This window comes from Rhodocaloribacter litoris, assembly GCF_011682235.2.
Lineage (GTDB): Bacteria > Bacteroidota > Rhodothermia > Rhodothermales > ISCAR-4553 > Rhodocaloribacter > Rhodocaloribacter litoris.
Genome location: NZ_CP076718.1, coordinates 449,219 through 464,755 on the forward strand (window position 1 = coordinate 449,219; position 15,537 = coordinate 464,755).

At 66.2% G+C, this 15,537-nt stretch carries 11 protein-coding genes; 6 read left to right on the forward strand and 5 right to left on the reverse strand.

Annotation, left to right across the window (positions count from 1 at the left end; genetic code table 11):
• Positions 1 to 79: 79 nt before the first annotated feature.
• The 4 genes from GQ464_RS01815 (at position 80) to GQ464_RS01830 (ending at position 5,413) form a co-directional block, all read left to right on the forward strand.
• A complete protein-coding gene (locus tag GQ464_RS01815) occupies positions 80 to 1,141 on the forward strand; it encodes an amidohydrolase family protein (RefSeq protein WP_228350511.1) in 1,062 nt (353 codons plus the stop codon).
• Positions 1,138 to 1,965: a cyclase family protein gene (locus GQ464_RS01820; RefSeq protein ID WP_166976640.1), complete on the forward strand. Its 828-nt coding sequence runs from the start codon at positions 1,138 to 1,140 to the stop codon at positions 1,963 to 1,965. Before GQ464_RS01815 ends, GQ464_RS01820 begins: the two co-directional genes overlap by 4 nt.
• A 54-nt stretch (positions 1,966 to 2,019) precedes the next feature.
• A complete protein-coding gene (gene kynU, locus GQ464_RS01825) occupies positions 2,020 to 3,276 on the forward strand; it encodes a kynureninase (protein WP_166976657.1) in 1,257 nt (418 codons plus the stop codon).
• A gap of 526 nt (positions 3,277 to 3,802) precedes the next feature.
• Complete coding sequence (locus tag GQ464_RS01830) at positions 3,803 to 5,413, forward strand: DUF1593 domain-containing protein (RefSeq protein WP_166976641.1); 1,611 nt, start codon at positions 3,803 to 3,805, stop codon at positions 5,411 to 5,413.
• A gap of 226 nt (positions 5,414 to 5,639) precedes the next feature.
• On the opposite strand, the gene GQ464_RS01835 is transcribed toward GQ464_RS01830, so the two are convergent.
• Positions 5,640 to 7,250, reverse strand: a complete 1,611-nt coding sequence (locus tag GQ464_RS01835; RefSeq protein WP_228350513.1) for a serine hydrolase domain-containing protein — start codon at positions 7,248 to 7,250, stop codon at positions 5,640 to 5,642.
• A 318-nt stretch (positions 7,251 to 7,568) separates the two neighbouring features.
• Here GQ464_RS01835 and GQ464_RS01840 point away from each other — a divergent pair, with 318 nt between their 5' ends.
• Entirely contained in the window at positions 7,569 to 8,957 is a 1,389-nt protein-coding gene (locus GQ464_RS01840; RefSeq protein ID WP_166976643.1) for an FAD-dependent oxidoreductase, read from the forward strand.
• On the opposite strand, the gene GQ464_RS01845 is transcribed toward GQ464_RS01840, so the two are convergent.
• Positions 8,933 to 10,033: a tryptophan 2,3-dioxygenase family protein gene (locus GQ464_RS01845; protein WP_166976644.1), complete on the reverse strand. Its 1,101-nt coding sequence runs from the start codon at positions 10,031 to 10,033 to the stop codon at positions 8,933 to 8,935. The two genes, GQ464_RS01840 and GQ464_RS01845, sit on opposite strands and share 25 nt — an antisense overlap.
• Before the next feature lie 419 nt (positions 10,034 to 10,452).
• Here GQ464_RS01845 and GQ464_RS01850 point away from each other — a divergent pair, with 419 nt between their 5' ends.
• Positions 10,453 to 11,499: a universal stress protein gene (locus GQ464_RS01850; protein WP_166976645.1), complete on the forward strand. Its 1,047-nt coding sequence runs from the start codon at positions 10,453 to 10,455 to the stop codon at positions 11,497 to 11,499.
• Positions 11,500 to 11,529: 30 nt separating this feature from the next.
• Here GQ464_RS01850 and hpt read toward each other — a convergent pair whose 3' ends face one another.
• From hpt to mutL, 3 genes are all read right to left on the reverse strand, one after another.
• Positions 11,530 to 12,099 carry a hypoxanthine phosphoribosyltransferase gene (hpt, locus tag GQ464_RS01855; protein ID WP_166976646.1) on the reverse strand — a complete coding sequence of 190 codons (570 nt, stop codon included), beginning with the start codon at positions 12,097 to 12,099 and terminating at the stop codon, positions 11,530 to 11,532.
• 104 nt (positions 12,100 to 12,203) lie between these two features.
• Complete coding sequence (gene tilS / locus GQ464_RS01860; protein WP_228350514.1) at positions 12,204 to 13,631, reverse strand: tRNA lysidine(34) synthetase TilS; 1,428 nt, start codon at positions 13,629 to 13,631, stop codon at positions 12,204 to 12,206.
• A 57-nt stretch (positions 13,632 to 13,688) separates the two neighbouring features.
• Positions 13,689 to 15,527, reverse strand: a complete 1,839-nt coding sequence (mutL, locus tag GQ464_RS01865) for a DNA mismatch repair endonuclease MutL (protein ID WP_166980392.1) — start codon at positions 15,525 to 15,527, stop codon at positions 13,689 to 13,691.
• Positions 15,528 to 15,537: the final 10 nt, after the last annotated feature.

The following is a 15,537-nucleotide window of genomic DNA, read 5'->3' on the forward strand; positions in this document are numbered from 1 at the left end:
GGGTAACCATGCCCCCAATGACCACGACCTCCGCTATACCTTTCAACGTGTGACGGGGACCAACGTGCAACGTGGAACGATGCAACGTAAAACGCCCATGCCCATGCCCGACAAGGCGCCATTTTTCAAAGTCGACATCCACACCCACATCCTCCCGAAGACGTGGCCGGACCTGCGGGAGCGGTACGGGTACGGGGGCTTCATCCGGCTGGAGCACCACAAGCCCTGCTGCGCCCGCATGATGAAGGACGATGAGTTCTTCCGCGAGATCGAGGACAACTGCTGGGACCCGCACCGGCGCATGGCCGACTGCGACGGACACGGCGTGCACGTGCAGGTCCTCTCGACGGTGCCCGTGATGTTCAGCTACTGGGCCAAACCCGAGCACACGCTGGACCTGTCGAAGCTGCTCAACGACCACATCGCCTCCGTGGTGGAGGCCCATCCCACCCGGTTCGTCGGGCTCGGGACGCTGCCCATGCAGGCGCCGGACCTGGCCGTCCGCGAGCTGGAGCGGTGCGTCAACGAGCTGGGGCTGGCCGGCGTCGAGATCGGCTCGCACGTGAACGACTGGAACCTCTCCGACCCGGCCCTCTTCCCCGTCTTCGAGGCGGCGCAGGACCTCGGCGCCGCCATCTTCGTGCACCCGTGGGACATGATGGGGATGGAACGGATGCCGAAGTACTGGCTCCCCTGGCTGGTGGGCATGCCCGCCGAGACGTCGCTGGCCATCTGCTCGATGATCTTCGGCGGGGTGTTCGAGCGGCTGCCCCGCCTGCGGGTGGCCTTCGCCCACGGCGGCGGCTCCTTCCCCGCCACCATCGGGCGCATCGAGCACGGCTTCCGCGTCCGCCCCGACCTGTGCGCCGTGGACAACCCGGTCAACCCCCGCGCCTACCTCGGCCGGTTCTACCTGGACACGCTCGTCCACGACCCCGAGATGCTGCGCTACCTGATCCGGCTCGTCGGCCCCGAAAGGCTGGCCCTCGGCTCGGACTACCCGTTCCCGCTGGGCGAGCACGTCCCCGGCAGCCTCATCGAGGGCATGGACGACCTCTCCGACGACGTGAAGGCCCGCCTCCTGGGGCTCACCGCCCTGGAATGGCTGGGCCTCGAAAAAGAGCGGTTCGTCCCGGCATGATCGCCACCGTGCATATCGGCGGCGCGGCGTACCGCGTCGACCTCGGCGCGGGCCTCGACGTGTCCATCCCCCTCGCCTTCGGCGGGCCGCAGCCTTCGGCCTTCGGCATCCCACCCGCCACGGCCGAGCCTTTCGAAGCCGGCGGGTTTGTGGGTGACGTGCAGCGCGGGGGCAGCTGCAACGTGTCCACCCTCCGCCTGACGCCCCACGGCAACGGCACCCACACCGAGAGCGTGGCGCACCTGGTCTCCGACGGCCCGCCCGTCCACACCGTCGCGCCGAAAGGGCTGGTGCCCGCCACCCTGGTGAGCCTCACCCCCGAGCCCGCCTTCGCCTGCCCGGACGCCTATGACCCCGCGCCGGCGGCCAACGACCGGCTCCTCACGCGCCGCGCCCTCGAAGCCGCCCTGGCCGGCGCCGGCGAGGCGTTCCTCGAAGCCCTCGTCGTCCGCACCCGGCCCAACCCGCCCGACAAGCGCCACCGCGACTACCTCGACCAGCCGCCCCCCTTCTTCTCCCTCGACGCCATGCGCTACCTCGTGGCACGGGGCGTACGCCACCTGCTCCTCGACCTGCCCTCGGTGGACCGCCTGTTCGACGAGGGGAAGCTGAACGCGCACCGCCTCTTCTGGGGCGTGCCCCCGGGCCAACGGACCTCCACCCCGGAGACCGCCATGCACCGGACGATCACCGAGATGGTCTACGTGGACGACACCGTGCCAGACGGGCGCTACCTGCTGGCCCTGCACGTCCCGCCGTTTACCTCCGACGCCGCCCCCAGCCGCCCGGTCCTCTACCCCCTTCAGCCCGTGGAACCGCGCTGACGCCTCCTGGCCTTTACAATTTGCAATCTTCAATTTGCAATTTTTAACCCCATGATGGATTTCGAGCCTACGCTGGACTTCGCCCGCCGGATGGACGCCGACGACCCGCTGGCCGCGTACCGGGACCATTTCCACATCCCGAAGACGGCCGACGGGGCGGAGTGCCTCTACTTCACCGGCAACTCGCTGGGCCTCCAGCCGAAGGCCACGCGGGAATACGTGCTGGAGGAGCTGGAAGACTGGGCGCGGCTCGGCGTGGAGGGCCACTTCCACGCCCGGCACCCGTGGATGCCCTACCACGAGTTCCTCACCGGGCAGACCGCCCGGCTGGTGGGCGCCCGGCCCGTCGAGGTGGTGGTGATGAACTCGCTCACGGTGAACCTCCATCTGATGATGGTGTCGTTCTACCGGCCCACCCCTGACCGTCACCGGATCGTCCTCGAGGCTCACGCCTTCCCCTCCGACCGCTACGCCGCCGCCTCGCAGATCCGGTTCCACGGCTACGACCCGTCCGAGGCGCTCGTGGAACTGGCGCCGCGCCCCGGGGAGGACACCCTCCGCACCGAAGACATCGAGGCCTTCCTGGAGCGGGAGGGCGAATCCGTCGCGCTGGTCCTGCTCGGCGGGGTCAACTACTACACCGGGCAGGCGTTCGACCTGGAGCGTATCACACGGGCGGCCCACGCGCAGGGGTGCGTCGTCGGGTTCGACCTGGCGCACGCCGCGGGCAACCTGGCCCTCCGGCTCCACGACGACGGCCCCGACTTTGCCGTGTGGTGCTCGTACAAGTACCTCAATGCCGGACCCGGCAGCCTCGCCGGTTGCTTCGTCCACGAGCGGCACGCCCGCGCCTTCGACCTGCCCCGCTTCGCCGGCTGGTGGGGGCACGACAAGGCCACCCGCTTCCAGATGCCCGAGACGTTCACGCCGATGCCGGGCGCCGAGGGGTGGCAGCTGAGCAACCCGCCCATCCTCCCGCTGGCCGCCCTCCGCGCCTCGATGGACCTCTTCGATGCGGTGGGCATGACGCGCCTGCGCGAGAAGAGCGTCCGCCTCACCGGCTACCTGGCCTACCTGCTCGAACGGCGCGTGCCGGACCGCGTGCGGATCATCACCCCCGCCGACCCGGCCCAGCGGGGCGCCCAGCTCTCGCTCCGCGTGGCCGGCGGCCGCGATGCCTTCGAGCGCCTCACCGCCGCCGGCGTCGTCTGCGACTGGCGCGAGCCCGACGCCCTCCGCGTCGCCCCCGTGCCGTTCTACAACACCTTCACGGACGTGTATCGCTTCGTCGAGATGCTCCGGAACGTGTAGGCACCCGGCTTTCTCACCCGACGGGCCGGCATGTGGGTTGACATACTCCCACGGCTGAAGCACGTGGGATTCTGGGATCCCGGCTATTTGGACGCAAGGGCCGTCCGGCCGCGTTGGCCGTATTACACGGCCCTTGCGGCCCTACACGGCCAACATAGCCCTGAAGCCGTGGGCTTTCATCGCTCCCCACCTCACCCTTAAATCGTAAACGTTCTGAACGTGGTCCTAGAACCTGAACCGGACCGGATAGATGAGCGGGGTGCCGGAACCCGGACCGCATGCACCGCCGGATCAGACGGGGTCACGGAGGGATAGATCTGCCACGCTGCAAGGACTCAACCGTGTAAGTCCCCTCACAGAAACGCGATCTGTCGACCATACCGTGCTCCGATTATTGCGTCCCGAGGTTGCATGCGGGATATTCCCTGGAGTCACGCCGATTGAAGCCCGGTGCCCGCCGGCCCCCTGCGCGCGTGCCGGGCCGTACCCGTCGCCCGATCCTCCCCCGGAAAACGGAACGCCGGAGATGATCTTCCCCAGACCTTTCGCGCTGGTGCTCCTCGCGGCCCTGCTCGGCAACTGTACGCGGGACACCTCCCTGCCCGACAGCGACACGACCGTCCCCCCCACGCCGAAGCCGCGGGTCGTCGTCACCACCGATCCCGAACTCGACGACTCGAACTCGCTCATCCGATATCTGCTCTACAGCACGGACTTCCGGACCGAAGGGCTCATCTACGCCAGCAGCCGGTTCCACTGGAAAGGCGACGGAAAAGGGACCAGATGGTTTGTCCCCGGCCGCGAGTACACCCGGTTCGGGCTGAACCTGTGCCCGTGCGAATCGTGGCGCTGGGCCCCGGACGAGCGGTTCATCGACGACGCCGTCGACATCTACGAGCAGGTGTACCCGAACCTGCGCGTGCACCACCCGGACTACCCGCCGCCCGCCGAACTGCGGTCGAAGATCCGGTGGGGCAACGTGGAGTTCGACGGGGACATCTCGAAAGACACGCCGGGCTCCAACCTCATCCGCGACCTCCTGCTCGACGACAACCCCGAGCCGATCTACCTCCTCGCGTGGGGCGGGGCAAGCACGATCGCGCGGGCGCTGAAGTCGATTCAGGAACGGTACGAAGGCACCGACGCCTGGCCCGAGATCCGCGCGAAGGTCTCCCAAAAAGCCATCCTCTCCCTCTCGGGCGATCAGGACGACACATATGCCACCTACATCCGCCCGAACTGGCCGGACATCCGCTCCCTGCCCGCCGGCCAGGGAGGCGCCGGCCTCGGCTACGGCGCGTTCGTCTTCGCCTCCGCCGAGAACGCGCCGTACTTCAGCGTAGCATGGACGCGCGAGAACATCTCGAGCCGGGGCCCCTTCGGCGCACACTACCGCGTGTGGGGCGACGGAAAGCAGATGGTCAAGGGCGACATCTTCGACTATTTCGGCCTCTCGGGGTACACCGCCGACGAGCTCCGGGCCATGGGCTACGTCGTCTGGCTGCCGCCGCGGCCCAGGGGTGAGTTCCTCGGCGAGGGGGACTCGTTCACGTTCCTGAACCTGATCGACAACGGGCTCGGGGCCTACCGCGCCGAGACCCCCGGCGGCTGGGCGGGATGGGTCGTCGTGAACCCGGCCTCCGCGGCGGAGCCGGAGTCCGACACAACCTCGTCCTCGTTCGAGGACTTCATGCGGCGCCTCGAAGAGATCGGCCAGGGCGACCCCGCCCGGCGTCCTCCCTCACCGCAGCCCAACTTCACGCCGGCGGTGCAGAACGATTTTGCCGCACGCATGCTGTGGTCCGTAACCCCGGCGTACGCCGATGCCAACCACGAGCCGCTCGTGACGGTACGCGACGCACGCCACTCTGCACGCCCCGGCGAGACGGTATACCTCGAAGGCAGGGTGTCGGACCCGGACGGCGACGCGGTGACGGTGCGCTGGTGGCGGTGGAAAGACGTGGACACCTATCCCGGTGAGGTGCACATCCGGAACGCCACGTCGGTCGCCGCACACTTCCAGGTGCCGGACGACGCGGAAGAGGGACAGACGATCCAGATAGTCCTCGAAGCGACCGACGACGGGCACCCCCCGCTGACACGCTATCAACGCGTCGTCGTCTTCGTAACGGAATGACCCGGGAACGAGCCGGATCGGCATCAACAGAACCGTCGGCCCTGTTCTCCCCCTGTTGCCCCTGGCCAACCGAGCCAACCGCGTAGCTGTGGGTCTCAGCCTGGGTGCTCCTGTAAGTTAGGGGACGCACCCGTGAAGGGTGCGGCTACATCGCTCTTCGCAATGACGCCTTCAACGACTATGACCCGTGCTATACAGACCCCATCAAAGAGATGACTAACATCCTTTATTGACACAAAGATTTTATCCCACTCATTCCTCTAATCAGATTTTCAAAATCCATATCGTACTCATCCATAAACCTGATGACAATCACATTGTCCGCAAAAAACCACACATAATTACCTCCATACCCCAACATATAAGTCACCTGCACATCACACCGGTTTGCGGCGACCTTCGTTGTCCAGAACGAATGCCGGTAGTACTTGCCCCGGTAATCGTTGCCGGTGCTGTAGCCGGTCCACGTCGTACGGCCGAGCGCCTCACGGCATCTGCCCCTGTGCAGCAGTTGTTTCCCCCTGTAATTACCTTCATTTGAAAAAAGCAGTGCGATTTTAGCAGCTTCATCAAGGGTAGGCCAGGCCCCATACGCCAGTATCGGCAGGCCCCTGGATCCATCCGGTTCCACGGTATGCAGCAAAGTGAAGTCCTCAGCACCCAAAGGAAGCAACACATTTTTTCTAACCAGTCCCCAGTATGAAATGCCTATTCCTTCCTTCTGCTCCACGTACTTCTGCAGGGCGTAAGACAGAACAAAAAAGTTGGTGGAGGCATAATTGAAGGACTCACCAGGACCACCCGGATAATCACCAAGACTTGCAATATTTCGTATGGCTTCTTCCGCCGAACGAGCTTTGACCAGAACCTCGTAAAGATGGCTGGCTTCCTCACCCCCTTCAGTCCCTGTTACCATATTGAGTGTGTGCAAAAAAGTTACCCCTTGCCAGGCCGGATGATCCGACAATGCCGGTACATAATCGGTGATCAGGGCATCGAAAATCTCGTCACCGTAACGCTGGCCGAAATAGAACAACGCGAGTGCCCCGGTCATGCTTTTGCTGACAGAATACACGGCGTGCCTCATCTCATGAGGATAAGGATATCGTCCGTGGCGTGTTTCGGGAGGGTGCAAATAAATCTCTCCGTCCATCAGCACAGCACCCAGGCTGGTTGGTGCACTGGTATACAACAATTTGCCGAAATAACCGGCAAGCTCATTGTTCACATCAATCTTGGAGAGGTGATGCACGGGAAGCCTGCCTGTCCTGAGACGCTTCTGCTTTTCGATCACGGAAAGCGAGTCGGCATAAGCGCGGGACCGATATGCGGCAGGTAGCATGACCCGGATATCCCCTATCTGACGATCATTCAGATCGGCCGTCTCCTGACTGCATTGCATGTAGACATTACTGATTGCATCCTGCTTATGAACAAAAGTCGCCACACAATTCCTGACCTGCCCGATATAGCTATCGGTCAGGGACAGAGGAAAGGATGCCCGGCACCATTCACCATCTTCTCGTTCATGCCAAACGTTCCCGGTTCCAACGATGACGTTCCAGGAACTGTTGGTCAGAAGGCCGTCAACCAGAATCTCTTTTTGAATGGGAATCAACTCCTCTTCATTGGAAACAAAATCCAGCGTGATACCGGGAAAAACATTCTCGCCTACATAATATTCCCTCTCTACAGGAAACGTCAATTCCGTATCCTGAAACGAGACGGAACCCGAAAAACGGCAAGTATCTGACCGACTCCACTCCGGTCGGGCAAAATAACTCATATCCATCAATGAAAAAATACCATCTTCGTGTAAATGTTCTACAGTCAACATGTCTCGGGTATAGATCATTTCAGGCCCTTTCCATACGATCGGCTCGGACTGACATGAAATTACACAAAACACAATAAAATACAAAAAATTATTTGAGCACATGGCTTCTACCAACAAAGCGTTTAACGGTATTTCTACAACCGTAATCTTCAGGTATATCACCCCACTACATACGGTGTATCCTCGAAAAGTAGCCTACCCCTCAGGCATGAACGCTCTCCAGCCACCATGGTTCAATGCCCTGAAGGCAGGGTGTTGCATCCCGATACCCCCACTGGGATATTCCCTGGCATCTCGCTGATAAAACAGCCAATCTCCATGCACACGGACATAGACGGACGCATCGTCATCGCCGGGGCCGGGCTGGCGGGCTCGCTCCTGAGCCTTTTCCTGGCCCGGCGCGGCCTCGACGTGGTGGTCTACGAGGGCCGGCCGGACCTGCGCACCACGCCCATCGACGCGGGGCGGTCGATCAACCTGGCCCTCTCGGCCCGGGGCCTGCACGCCCTCGACCAGGTGGGCCTCACCGGCGAAATCCTCCGCCTGGTCATCCCCATGCGCGGCCGGATGATCCATGACCTCGATGGCACGCAGACCCTCCAGCCTTACAGCCACCGCACCGGCGAGCACATCAACGCCATCTCCCGCGCCGACCTGAACAAGCAGCTCCTCGACGCCGCGGAGGCCACCGGGCGCGTCACGGTCCGCTTCAACCACCGCTGCACCGCCTTCGACCTCGACACCCGCCGCCTCCACGTCGAGGACACCCGCACCGGCGCGACGACGGCGACGACGGTGCCCCGCGTCCTCGGGTGCGACGGCGCCGGCTCGGCCATCCGGCAGGCCCTCACGGCCAGCCCGGGCTTTTCGTTCACGCCCGAGATGCTGGACTACGGCTACAAGGAACTGACCATCCCCCCCGCGCCGGGCGGCGGCTGGCGCCTGGAGAAGCACGCGCTCCACATCTGGCCCCGCCACCGCTTCATGCTCATCGCCCTGCCGAACCTCGACGGCAGCTTCACCTGCACCCTCTTCCTCCGGCTCGAAGGCCCCGAGAGCTTCGCATCGCTGGCCGCCCCCGCCGACGTCCGCGCTTTCTTCGAGCGCCACTTCCCCGACGCCGTGCCCCTCATGCCGGACCTGACCGAGGAGTTCTTCGAGCACCCCACGGGCACGCTGGGCACCGTCCGCTGCCGCCCGTGGCACCACGAGGACGCCGCCCTGATCCTCGGCGACGCCGCCCACGCCATCGTCCCCTTCTTCGGCCAGGGCATGAACTGCGCCTTCGAGGACTGCGCCACCCTCGACGGCTGCCTCCAGCGCTTCGGCCCCGACTGGCACCGCGTCTTCGACGCCTTCTACCGCCTCCGCAAGCCCAACGCCGACGCCATCGCCGAGCTCTCCCTCCAGAACTTCATCGAGATGCGCGACCGGGTGGCCGATCCGCGCTTCCCGCTCCGCAAGCACGTCGAGTTCGAGTTGGAACGGCGGCACCCGGACCGCTTCATCCCCCGCTATTCGATGGTGTCCTTCCACCGCATTCCGTACGCCGAGGTGCTCCGGCGGGGCGCGATCCAGGAGAAGATCCTCAGTGAACTGATCGCCGGCGTGGACGCACTCGGCGCGATCGACTGGGAACGGGCGGCCCGGCGCATCGAAGCGGAGTTGCCCCCGCTGGACGCTCACCCCGACGTGCCGGCGTACTGAAAGCCCATCGTGCGTTCCACCTCCGGCGGCAGCTCCGGCAGGGCCGAGCGCGGGATGAAATACGTCGAGAGGTTGACCAGGTCCGTGAACACCTTGTTGCGCTCGGCGGCCTGCCGCAGGTAGTCGTGTCCCGAGGAACCGCCCGTGCCGATCCGGGTGCCGATCATGCGCTGGGCCATGAGCGCGTGCCGGTAGCGCCAGGTAGTGAAGTTCTCGTCGATGTCGACGAGCAGGCTCAGGAGCCGGAACGGCAGGTGGAGGATGGGTTTGTGGCGGTAGAGATGGATCAGCAGGGCCGCCAGCAGGGCCCGGTGCGAGAGGCGCCGGACGCCCCGTGCCACCAGTTCCCGGTGCTTCTCCGGGTCGAAGAGGGCCTCGAAGCCGGTCGCCGTCGCCTCCAGCCCCCGGAGCTGTTTCTCCCGCTCCTCCGGCGTCAGGGCGGGGTTGTTCAGGAGGTGGCGGCGATCCCGTTCGAGCATCCGGCCGACGGCCTCGCGGTAGGCCTGCCAGAAGTCGAAGTCGCCGAAGTGGAGGAAGGGGGTGCGCTCCAGCCACCGCTCGATGCGGTCGAAGAGGGACGGCTCCTTTTCCGAGGCTTCGAGGCGCGCGCGGTCCCCGGGTTTCAGCCGGGAGGTGTACGGCGCCTCGCTGAAGCGGACCCGGTCCTGCGGGCGCAACCCCATGCGGTTTTCGATCAGCCGGAACTGGACGCTCTGGAAGCCCGAGGCGGGGATCAGATAGTTCCTGAACTCGAGGAAATCGAGCGGGGTCATCGTCTCCAGGATGTCGATGTGCTGGAGCAGCACCCGCTGGATGGCGACGATGCGTTCGAGATGGGCCACCGAACGGGCCACGTCCATCTCGTCCACGGTTTCGCCGCCGAAGAGGCGCAGCACGGCGTCGAGCTCCCAGAGGATCTGCTTGAACCAGAGCTCATAGGCCTGGTGGACGATGATGAAGAGCATCTCGTCGTGGGCGGGCGTGCCGTGCCGGGCGCTTTCCAGCTCCTGGCAGCCGAGCAGCCGGTCGAGCGCCAGGTAGTCGGCATAGTAGAGGGGTTGATTCGGTGCGTCCATCCTTCTCCGCGTCGGTCGTGCAGGCTTGTAGGGGTGTTAACCCGCGGCCTCCGCGGGGGTTCACGGCCCGGCACGCCGGACTTCACCACGGCTTATCGCAAGCTTGACGATTAGTTAACCATAAGCCGGCGACCGCCCGTTCGCTTCCGGCGTACAGTATGTTGTTTCGATCCTCCTTTTGTAGCCCTTCTGTAGGGTTTCCCCCGCCACGAAGTATCCGGGAAACCCTGCAACTCGTTCGGGCATATAGCTGTATCGTACACGCGGCTAATTCTTTGAAACGCAGACGATTAAGGGATTCCGCCCGTGCGAAGTATGCTTGAGCCCGCCCCACGACGGGTTCACAGCGGCGATGGTCCGGCCCCCTTTCGAGATAGATCTTCACCCTACCCCCGACGCCTCAGTTCTATGACGCCGCCATGCTTCGTGTAAAACGGATTCTTCTACCGACGGATCTGTCCGATCCGCTGGTGTTGCTGCACGCCCTGCGGCTCACCCGGCCTTTCCATGCCGAACTGCACGTCTTTCACGTCGCCCACGGCAACACCGTTCGCCCGCCCTGGAACCGGCGGGCTTTTCTCCGGTGGCTCCGGGCCGAGCTGGACGGCCTGCCCGAAACGAACGAGACCTCGCTGGCCAACCTGTATTTCCATCAGGAGGACGTGGGGCGCGAGGTCGTCAGCCAGGAAATCGCCCGCTTTGCCGAGCGGAAAGGTATCGACCTGATCGTTCTGGGTCCCCTGGGCCGGCAAGAACCCGACCACACGCTCGACGGCCAGCTCGCCGGCGAGGTGGTGCAACGGGCCCCCTGCCCCGTCCTCACGTTCCGGCGGGAAAGCGTGGCCGGCGAGGTGCTTTCCCCGCAGCACCTGCTGGTACCCACGGACTTTTCGGACTGCTCGCAGCACGCGCTCATGCATGCCCGGGAGCTTGCCGCCCGCCATCAGGCCCGCCTGACGCTGCTGCACGTCATTCCGCGGCGTACCATGCTGCACGGCCGGGACAACCCGCTGTTGCATCAGATCCTGGAACAGATGAACCGCCCCGGTTTCTACGAAGCCCATCTACGGGAGCTCTTTCGGTCGGTGCCGGGCCCGGACGTGCCGGTCGCCTTCCGCACGGTGAACGGGCCGGTGGTCGAGGGCATCACCGGCTTTGCCGCCGAGACGGGCGTCGACCTGATCGTGATCGCGACGCACGGGGTAACCGGCATCCGGCACTACCCCATCGGCCGCGTCGCCGAGCAGGTGGTGCGCCGCGCCCCGGTGCCGGTCTTCGCGGTAAGGTCCTTCGGCCGCTCGCTGGTCCCGGCCACCCCGGCGACGTTCAGCCAGCCTGCCGTGACCAGTTTCACCCACCTGCTTTTCGAGCACGCCCGGGCGTTCCTGCCGGCCCCGCCCGTTCCGGTGGCCGCCTCACGCCCGGCCCCGCGGTCGCTGCCGGTCGTGCCCCCGGAGTCCCGCTGAACGCCGTTCGAGGCCGCCCCGGGCGCCTGCTCAGGCGGCGTCGTCGAGGATGTAGAGGTCCGGCAGGTTGCGCCCGAGCTGGCCGTAGTCGAGCCCGTACCCGATGACGAACAGGTTGGGGATGCGGAAGCCGACGTAGTCGAGCGGCACCTCGTCCCGGGTGGCTTCTTCCTTGTGGAGCAGCGTGACGGTGCGCACGGAGGCCGGCCCTTCCTCCTGCACCTTCCGGATGATGAACGCCATCGAGAGGCCGGTGTCGACGATGTCTTCCACGATGAGTACGTGCCGCCCGGCCAGGTCGGCGTCGATCTTTTTCAGCTCGTGCACCACCCCGCTCGAGATCTTGCTCGCGCCGTAGGAGGAGAGCTTGAGGAAATCCACCTCGCAGTCGATGTCGATGGCGCGCATCAGGTCGGCCAGAAACATGAAGGCGCCGTTGAGCACGCCGATCAGGATGGGCCGTTTCCCTTCGTAGTCGCGGCTGATGGCTTCGCCCAGGGCCCTGACCCGCTGCTGGATGGTGTCCCGGTCGAGATAGAGGCGAAAGCGTTCGCCCCGGCACAGGATCGTCTTTTTCGTCTCGGCAAGGTTGGAGGACATGCTTTCGCCGGTGATGGTCCCAGGATCGAGGTGTAAAAAATTACGGCACGTCCGGCACGAATCATAGCCTGCGGCCGGAGCGCCTGCGGCTCTTCACCGGGAATCTACCGATCCGCGACGTCCTCTTCGGGCCGGAGCGACGTGAAGGAGAGCCGCAGGAAGCGGCGGGTGGCGTCGCGGACGCGCACCGTCTCGGCGAGGCGGTGGCCGACGACCCAGACGATCTCCTCCCCGCTGCAGACCACCCGCACCCGTGCCCGCGCGTGGGGCGGCACTTTGGCCTGGGTGAGCAGATCGCTGACCTTCTGGCGTCCCTGCATGCCGAGCGGGCGCAGGCGGTCGCCGGCGTGCCAGAACCGGACGGCAAGCGGGAAGGTGAGCCGGTCCGCATCCACGATCTCGCAAAAACGCCCGGTGCCCGTCAGGTCGCCGGGCCGCTCCGGCAACGGCTCGGCCCGCAGGATGCCGTCGTCGAACACGAGGGCGTCGCCCGGTTTCCGGAGCAGCCAGGCCGGGGTCGTTGCGGTCTCCCCCGCCCTTTTCTCCCGGTGTCGGGTGAAGAAGAGCGCGGTGCGCTCGCGCCACACCGTCCCGCCGGAGAGCACGACGCGGCGCCCCACCTGGGCCTCGATCAGGGCTTCGACGGCTTCGGCGACGGAGGCCCGGTACGGGGCCCCGGGCAGCCAGCGGGCCAGGGCTTCGAGCAGGAGCCGCCGGCGCCAGACCGCGGGCAGGGGATGCAGCACGTCCAGTTCCAGCCGTCCTCCCCGGGTGGTGGCCCGCCCCGCCGCCTCGAAGAGGGAGCTGACGGCGGGCTCGATGGCGTGCGCCAGGTAGTCCCGCACCATCTCTGCGGTGCGGGCGACCTGGTCGATCGCCGCCGGGCCGAAGTGCTCGCGCAGGCGCGGCATGATCTCGGCGCGCAGCCTGCCGCGCCGGTACCTCGGATCCGCATTCGAGGGGTCTTCCCGCCAGCGGAGCCCTTCGGCGCGGGCATAGGCTTCGATGGCCGCCCGCGGGACGCCCAGGAGCGGGCGAATGACGCGACGCGGTCCCTCCGGCCGGAGAGGCCGTGCCGGCGCCATACCGGCGAGGCCCTCCAGGCCGGCTCCCCGGAAGAGGTTGAGCAGGACGGTCTCCGCCTGGTCGTCCCGGTGGTGCCCCACGGCCACCCGGGTCAGGCCTTCCGCCGCGGCCACCTCGTCGAAGAAGGCGTACCGGAGGTCCCGCGCCGCCTCCTGGAGGGACTGCCCGGCCGCCCGGGCCGCCGCCCGCGTCGCGGGCCGGTGCACGTGGAGCGGCACGCCGTAGCGCGCGCAGGCTTCCCGCACGAGCCGCTCGTCCGCCTCCGACGCCGCCCCGCGCAGCCCGTAGTTGACGTGGGCAACCACGACCGGATAACCCAGGCGGTGCAGCACGTCGAGCAACGTCATGGAATCCACGCCCCCGCTGACACCGGCGAGCACCCGCTCGCCCGGTTCGAGGAGCCGGTGCCGGGCGATGAAGGCCGCAACCTGTTCACGAAGCGACATACCGGCGGCGCGAGGATGAGCTGGGCGTCGAAACGGGTCGATCCGGTCCCGCCCACATCAGGCACGACCGAATCGTTTCTGGAGCTCCTCGATGGCGATCTTGACCATCGTGGGGCGGCCCTGCGGGCAGGCGTAGGGCATTTCGCAGAGAAAGAGCTGGTCGATGAGCGTCCGCATCTCCTTCGTGGAAAGCTTCACCCCCGGCTTGATGGCGCTGCGGCGGGCGATGCTTTTGGCCAGCGCCTCCCGCCGCCGGTCCCGGCCGGTGTCTCCGAAGGTCTTGTACGCATCCAGGATGTCTTCCAGGATGGAGCGTTCGTCGCCGGTGCGGATCTCGGCCGGCACACCGCGCACGACGACCGACCGCCCGCCGAACGGCTCGAGATCGAACCCGAGCGAGCGCAGGTCCGGCAGCAGTTCGGTGAGCAGCTCGTAGTCCGCCGGGGAGAAGTCGAGCGTATGGGGGAAAAGCAGCTGCTGAGAAAGGCCGAAGCCGCCCCGCAGGTTCTGGAGGGCCTTCTCATACAGGATCCGTTCGTGCGCCGCGTTCTGGTCGACGATCATGAGTCCCGAGCGGATCTGGGTGAGGATGTAGGCGTCGTGCAGTTGCCACAGCAGGGGTTCCCGGTCGGGGGTCTCGTCTTCGAGGTCGCTGGCGGTAGCACCGGAAGCGATCACCGCCCCTTCGGCGTCGTCCGTGCCGGGGGCGGGGCGGTACAGCCGTTCCGTCAACTCGCCCGGCCGCGGTGCGTCGGAACGGGTTCCTCGTCCTGCCGGCCGGGCCGGGAAGGAGGCGCCTTCCGGGTCCGTCGCCGGGCGCGCCCCCTCCCACGGCACGACGAACGGACGGGGGGCTGCCGGAAACGACGCCGCGCCCGTGGGCGCCGGCTCGATCTCCGGGGTCAGCGCCGCCGTACCGAGTCCCTTTTTGACCACGGCCCGGAGAAAGCCGTAGACGCCGCGCTCGTCGTCGAACTTGACCTCCGCCTTCGTCGGATGCACGTTGACGTCCACATGACGGGGGTCGAGGTTCAGAAAGAGGGTGAAGAACGGATGGGCGCCCTCGGGCAGGGCATCCCCGTAGGCCGTGGCGACCGCGTGTTCGAGGTAGCGGTTCCGGACGTAGCGCCCGTTGACGAACAGGAACTGTTCGCCCCGGCTCCGGCGTCGCAGCGACGGGGCCCCGACGAAGCCATAGACCGAAAGATAGCTCGTCGTCTCCTCCACCGGCACGAGGTGTTCCTCGTACTCCTTGCCGAAGAGCGCGGCCACCCGGTGGCGCAGGGCCTCGAACGGGTCGTCCGACGGCGCGGCGGCGAGCCGGTACACCTCGTTGTCGTCGTGGATGAGGGTGAAGCCGACGTTCGGGTGCGAAAGCGCCAGAAACTGGAACGTCTCGACCAGGTGCTTGAACTCGGTGGCGGGCGACTTGAGGAAGTTGCGGCGGGCCGGGACGTTATAGAACAGGTTGCGCACGGCGACCGAGGTGCCGTCGGGCGTGGCACAGGGTTCTTTCGCCACGAGCCGCCCGCCCTCGACGCGCACGCAGAGACCGGCGGCGTCGGTGGCGCGCTTCGTGCGCAGCTCCACCTGTGCCACGGCGGCGATCGAGGCGAGGGCCTCGCCCCGGAAACCGAGGGTCAGGATGCGTTCGAGGTCCTCGGCCGTACGGATCTTGCTGGTGGCGTGGCGCTGGAAGCAGGTGACGGCGTCGGCCGGTCCCATCCCGCAGCCGTCGTCGATCACCTGCACCAGCTCGCGCCCGGCGGCCTTCAACAGCACGGTCACCTGCGAGGCGCCCGCGTCGAGCGCGTTCTCGATCAACTCCTTCGCTGCCGAGGCCGGGCGCTGCACCACCTCCCCCGCCGCGATCTTGTTCGCGAGGGAATCGGGCATCACCCGGATG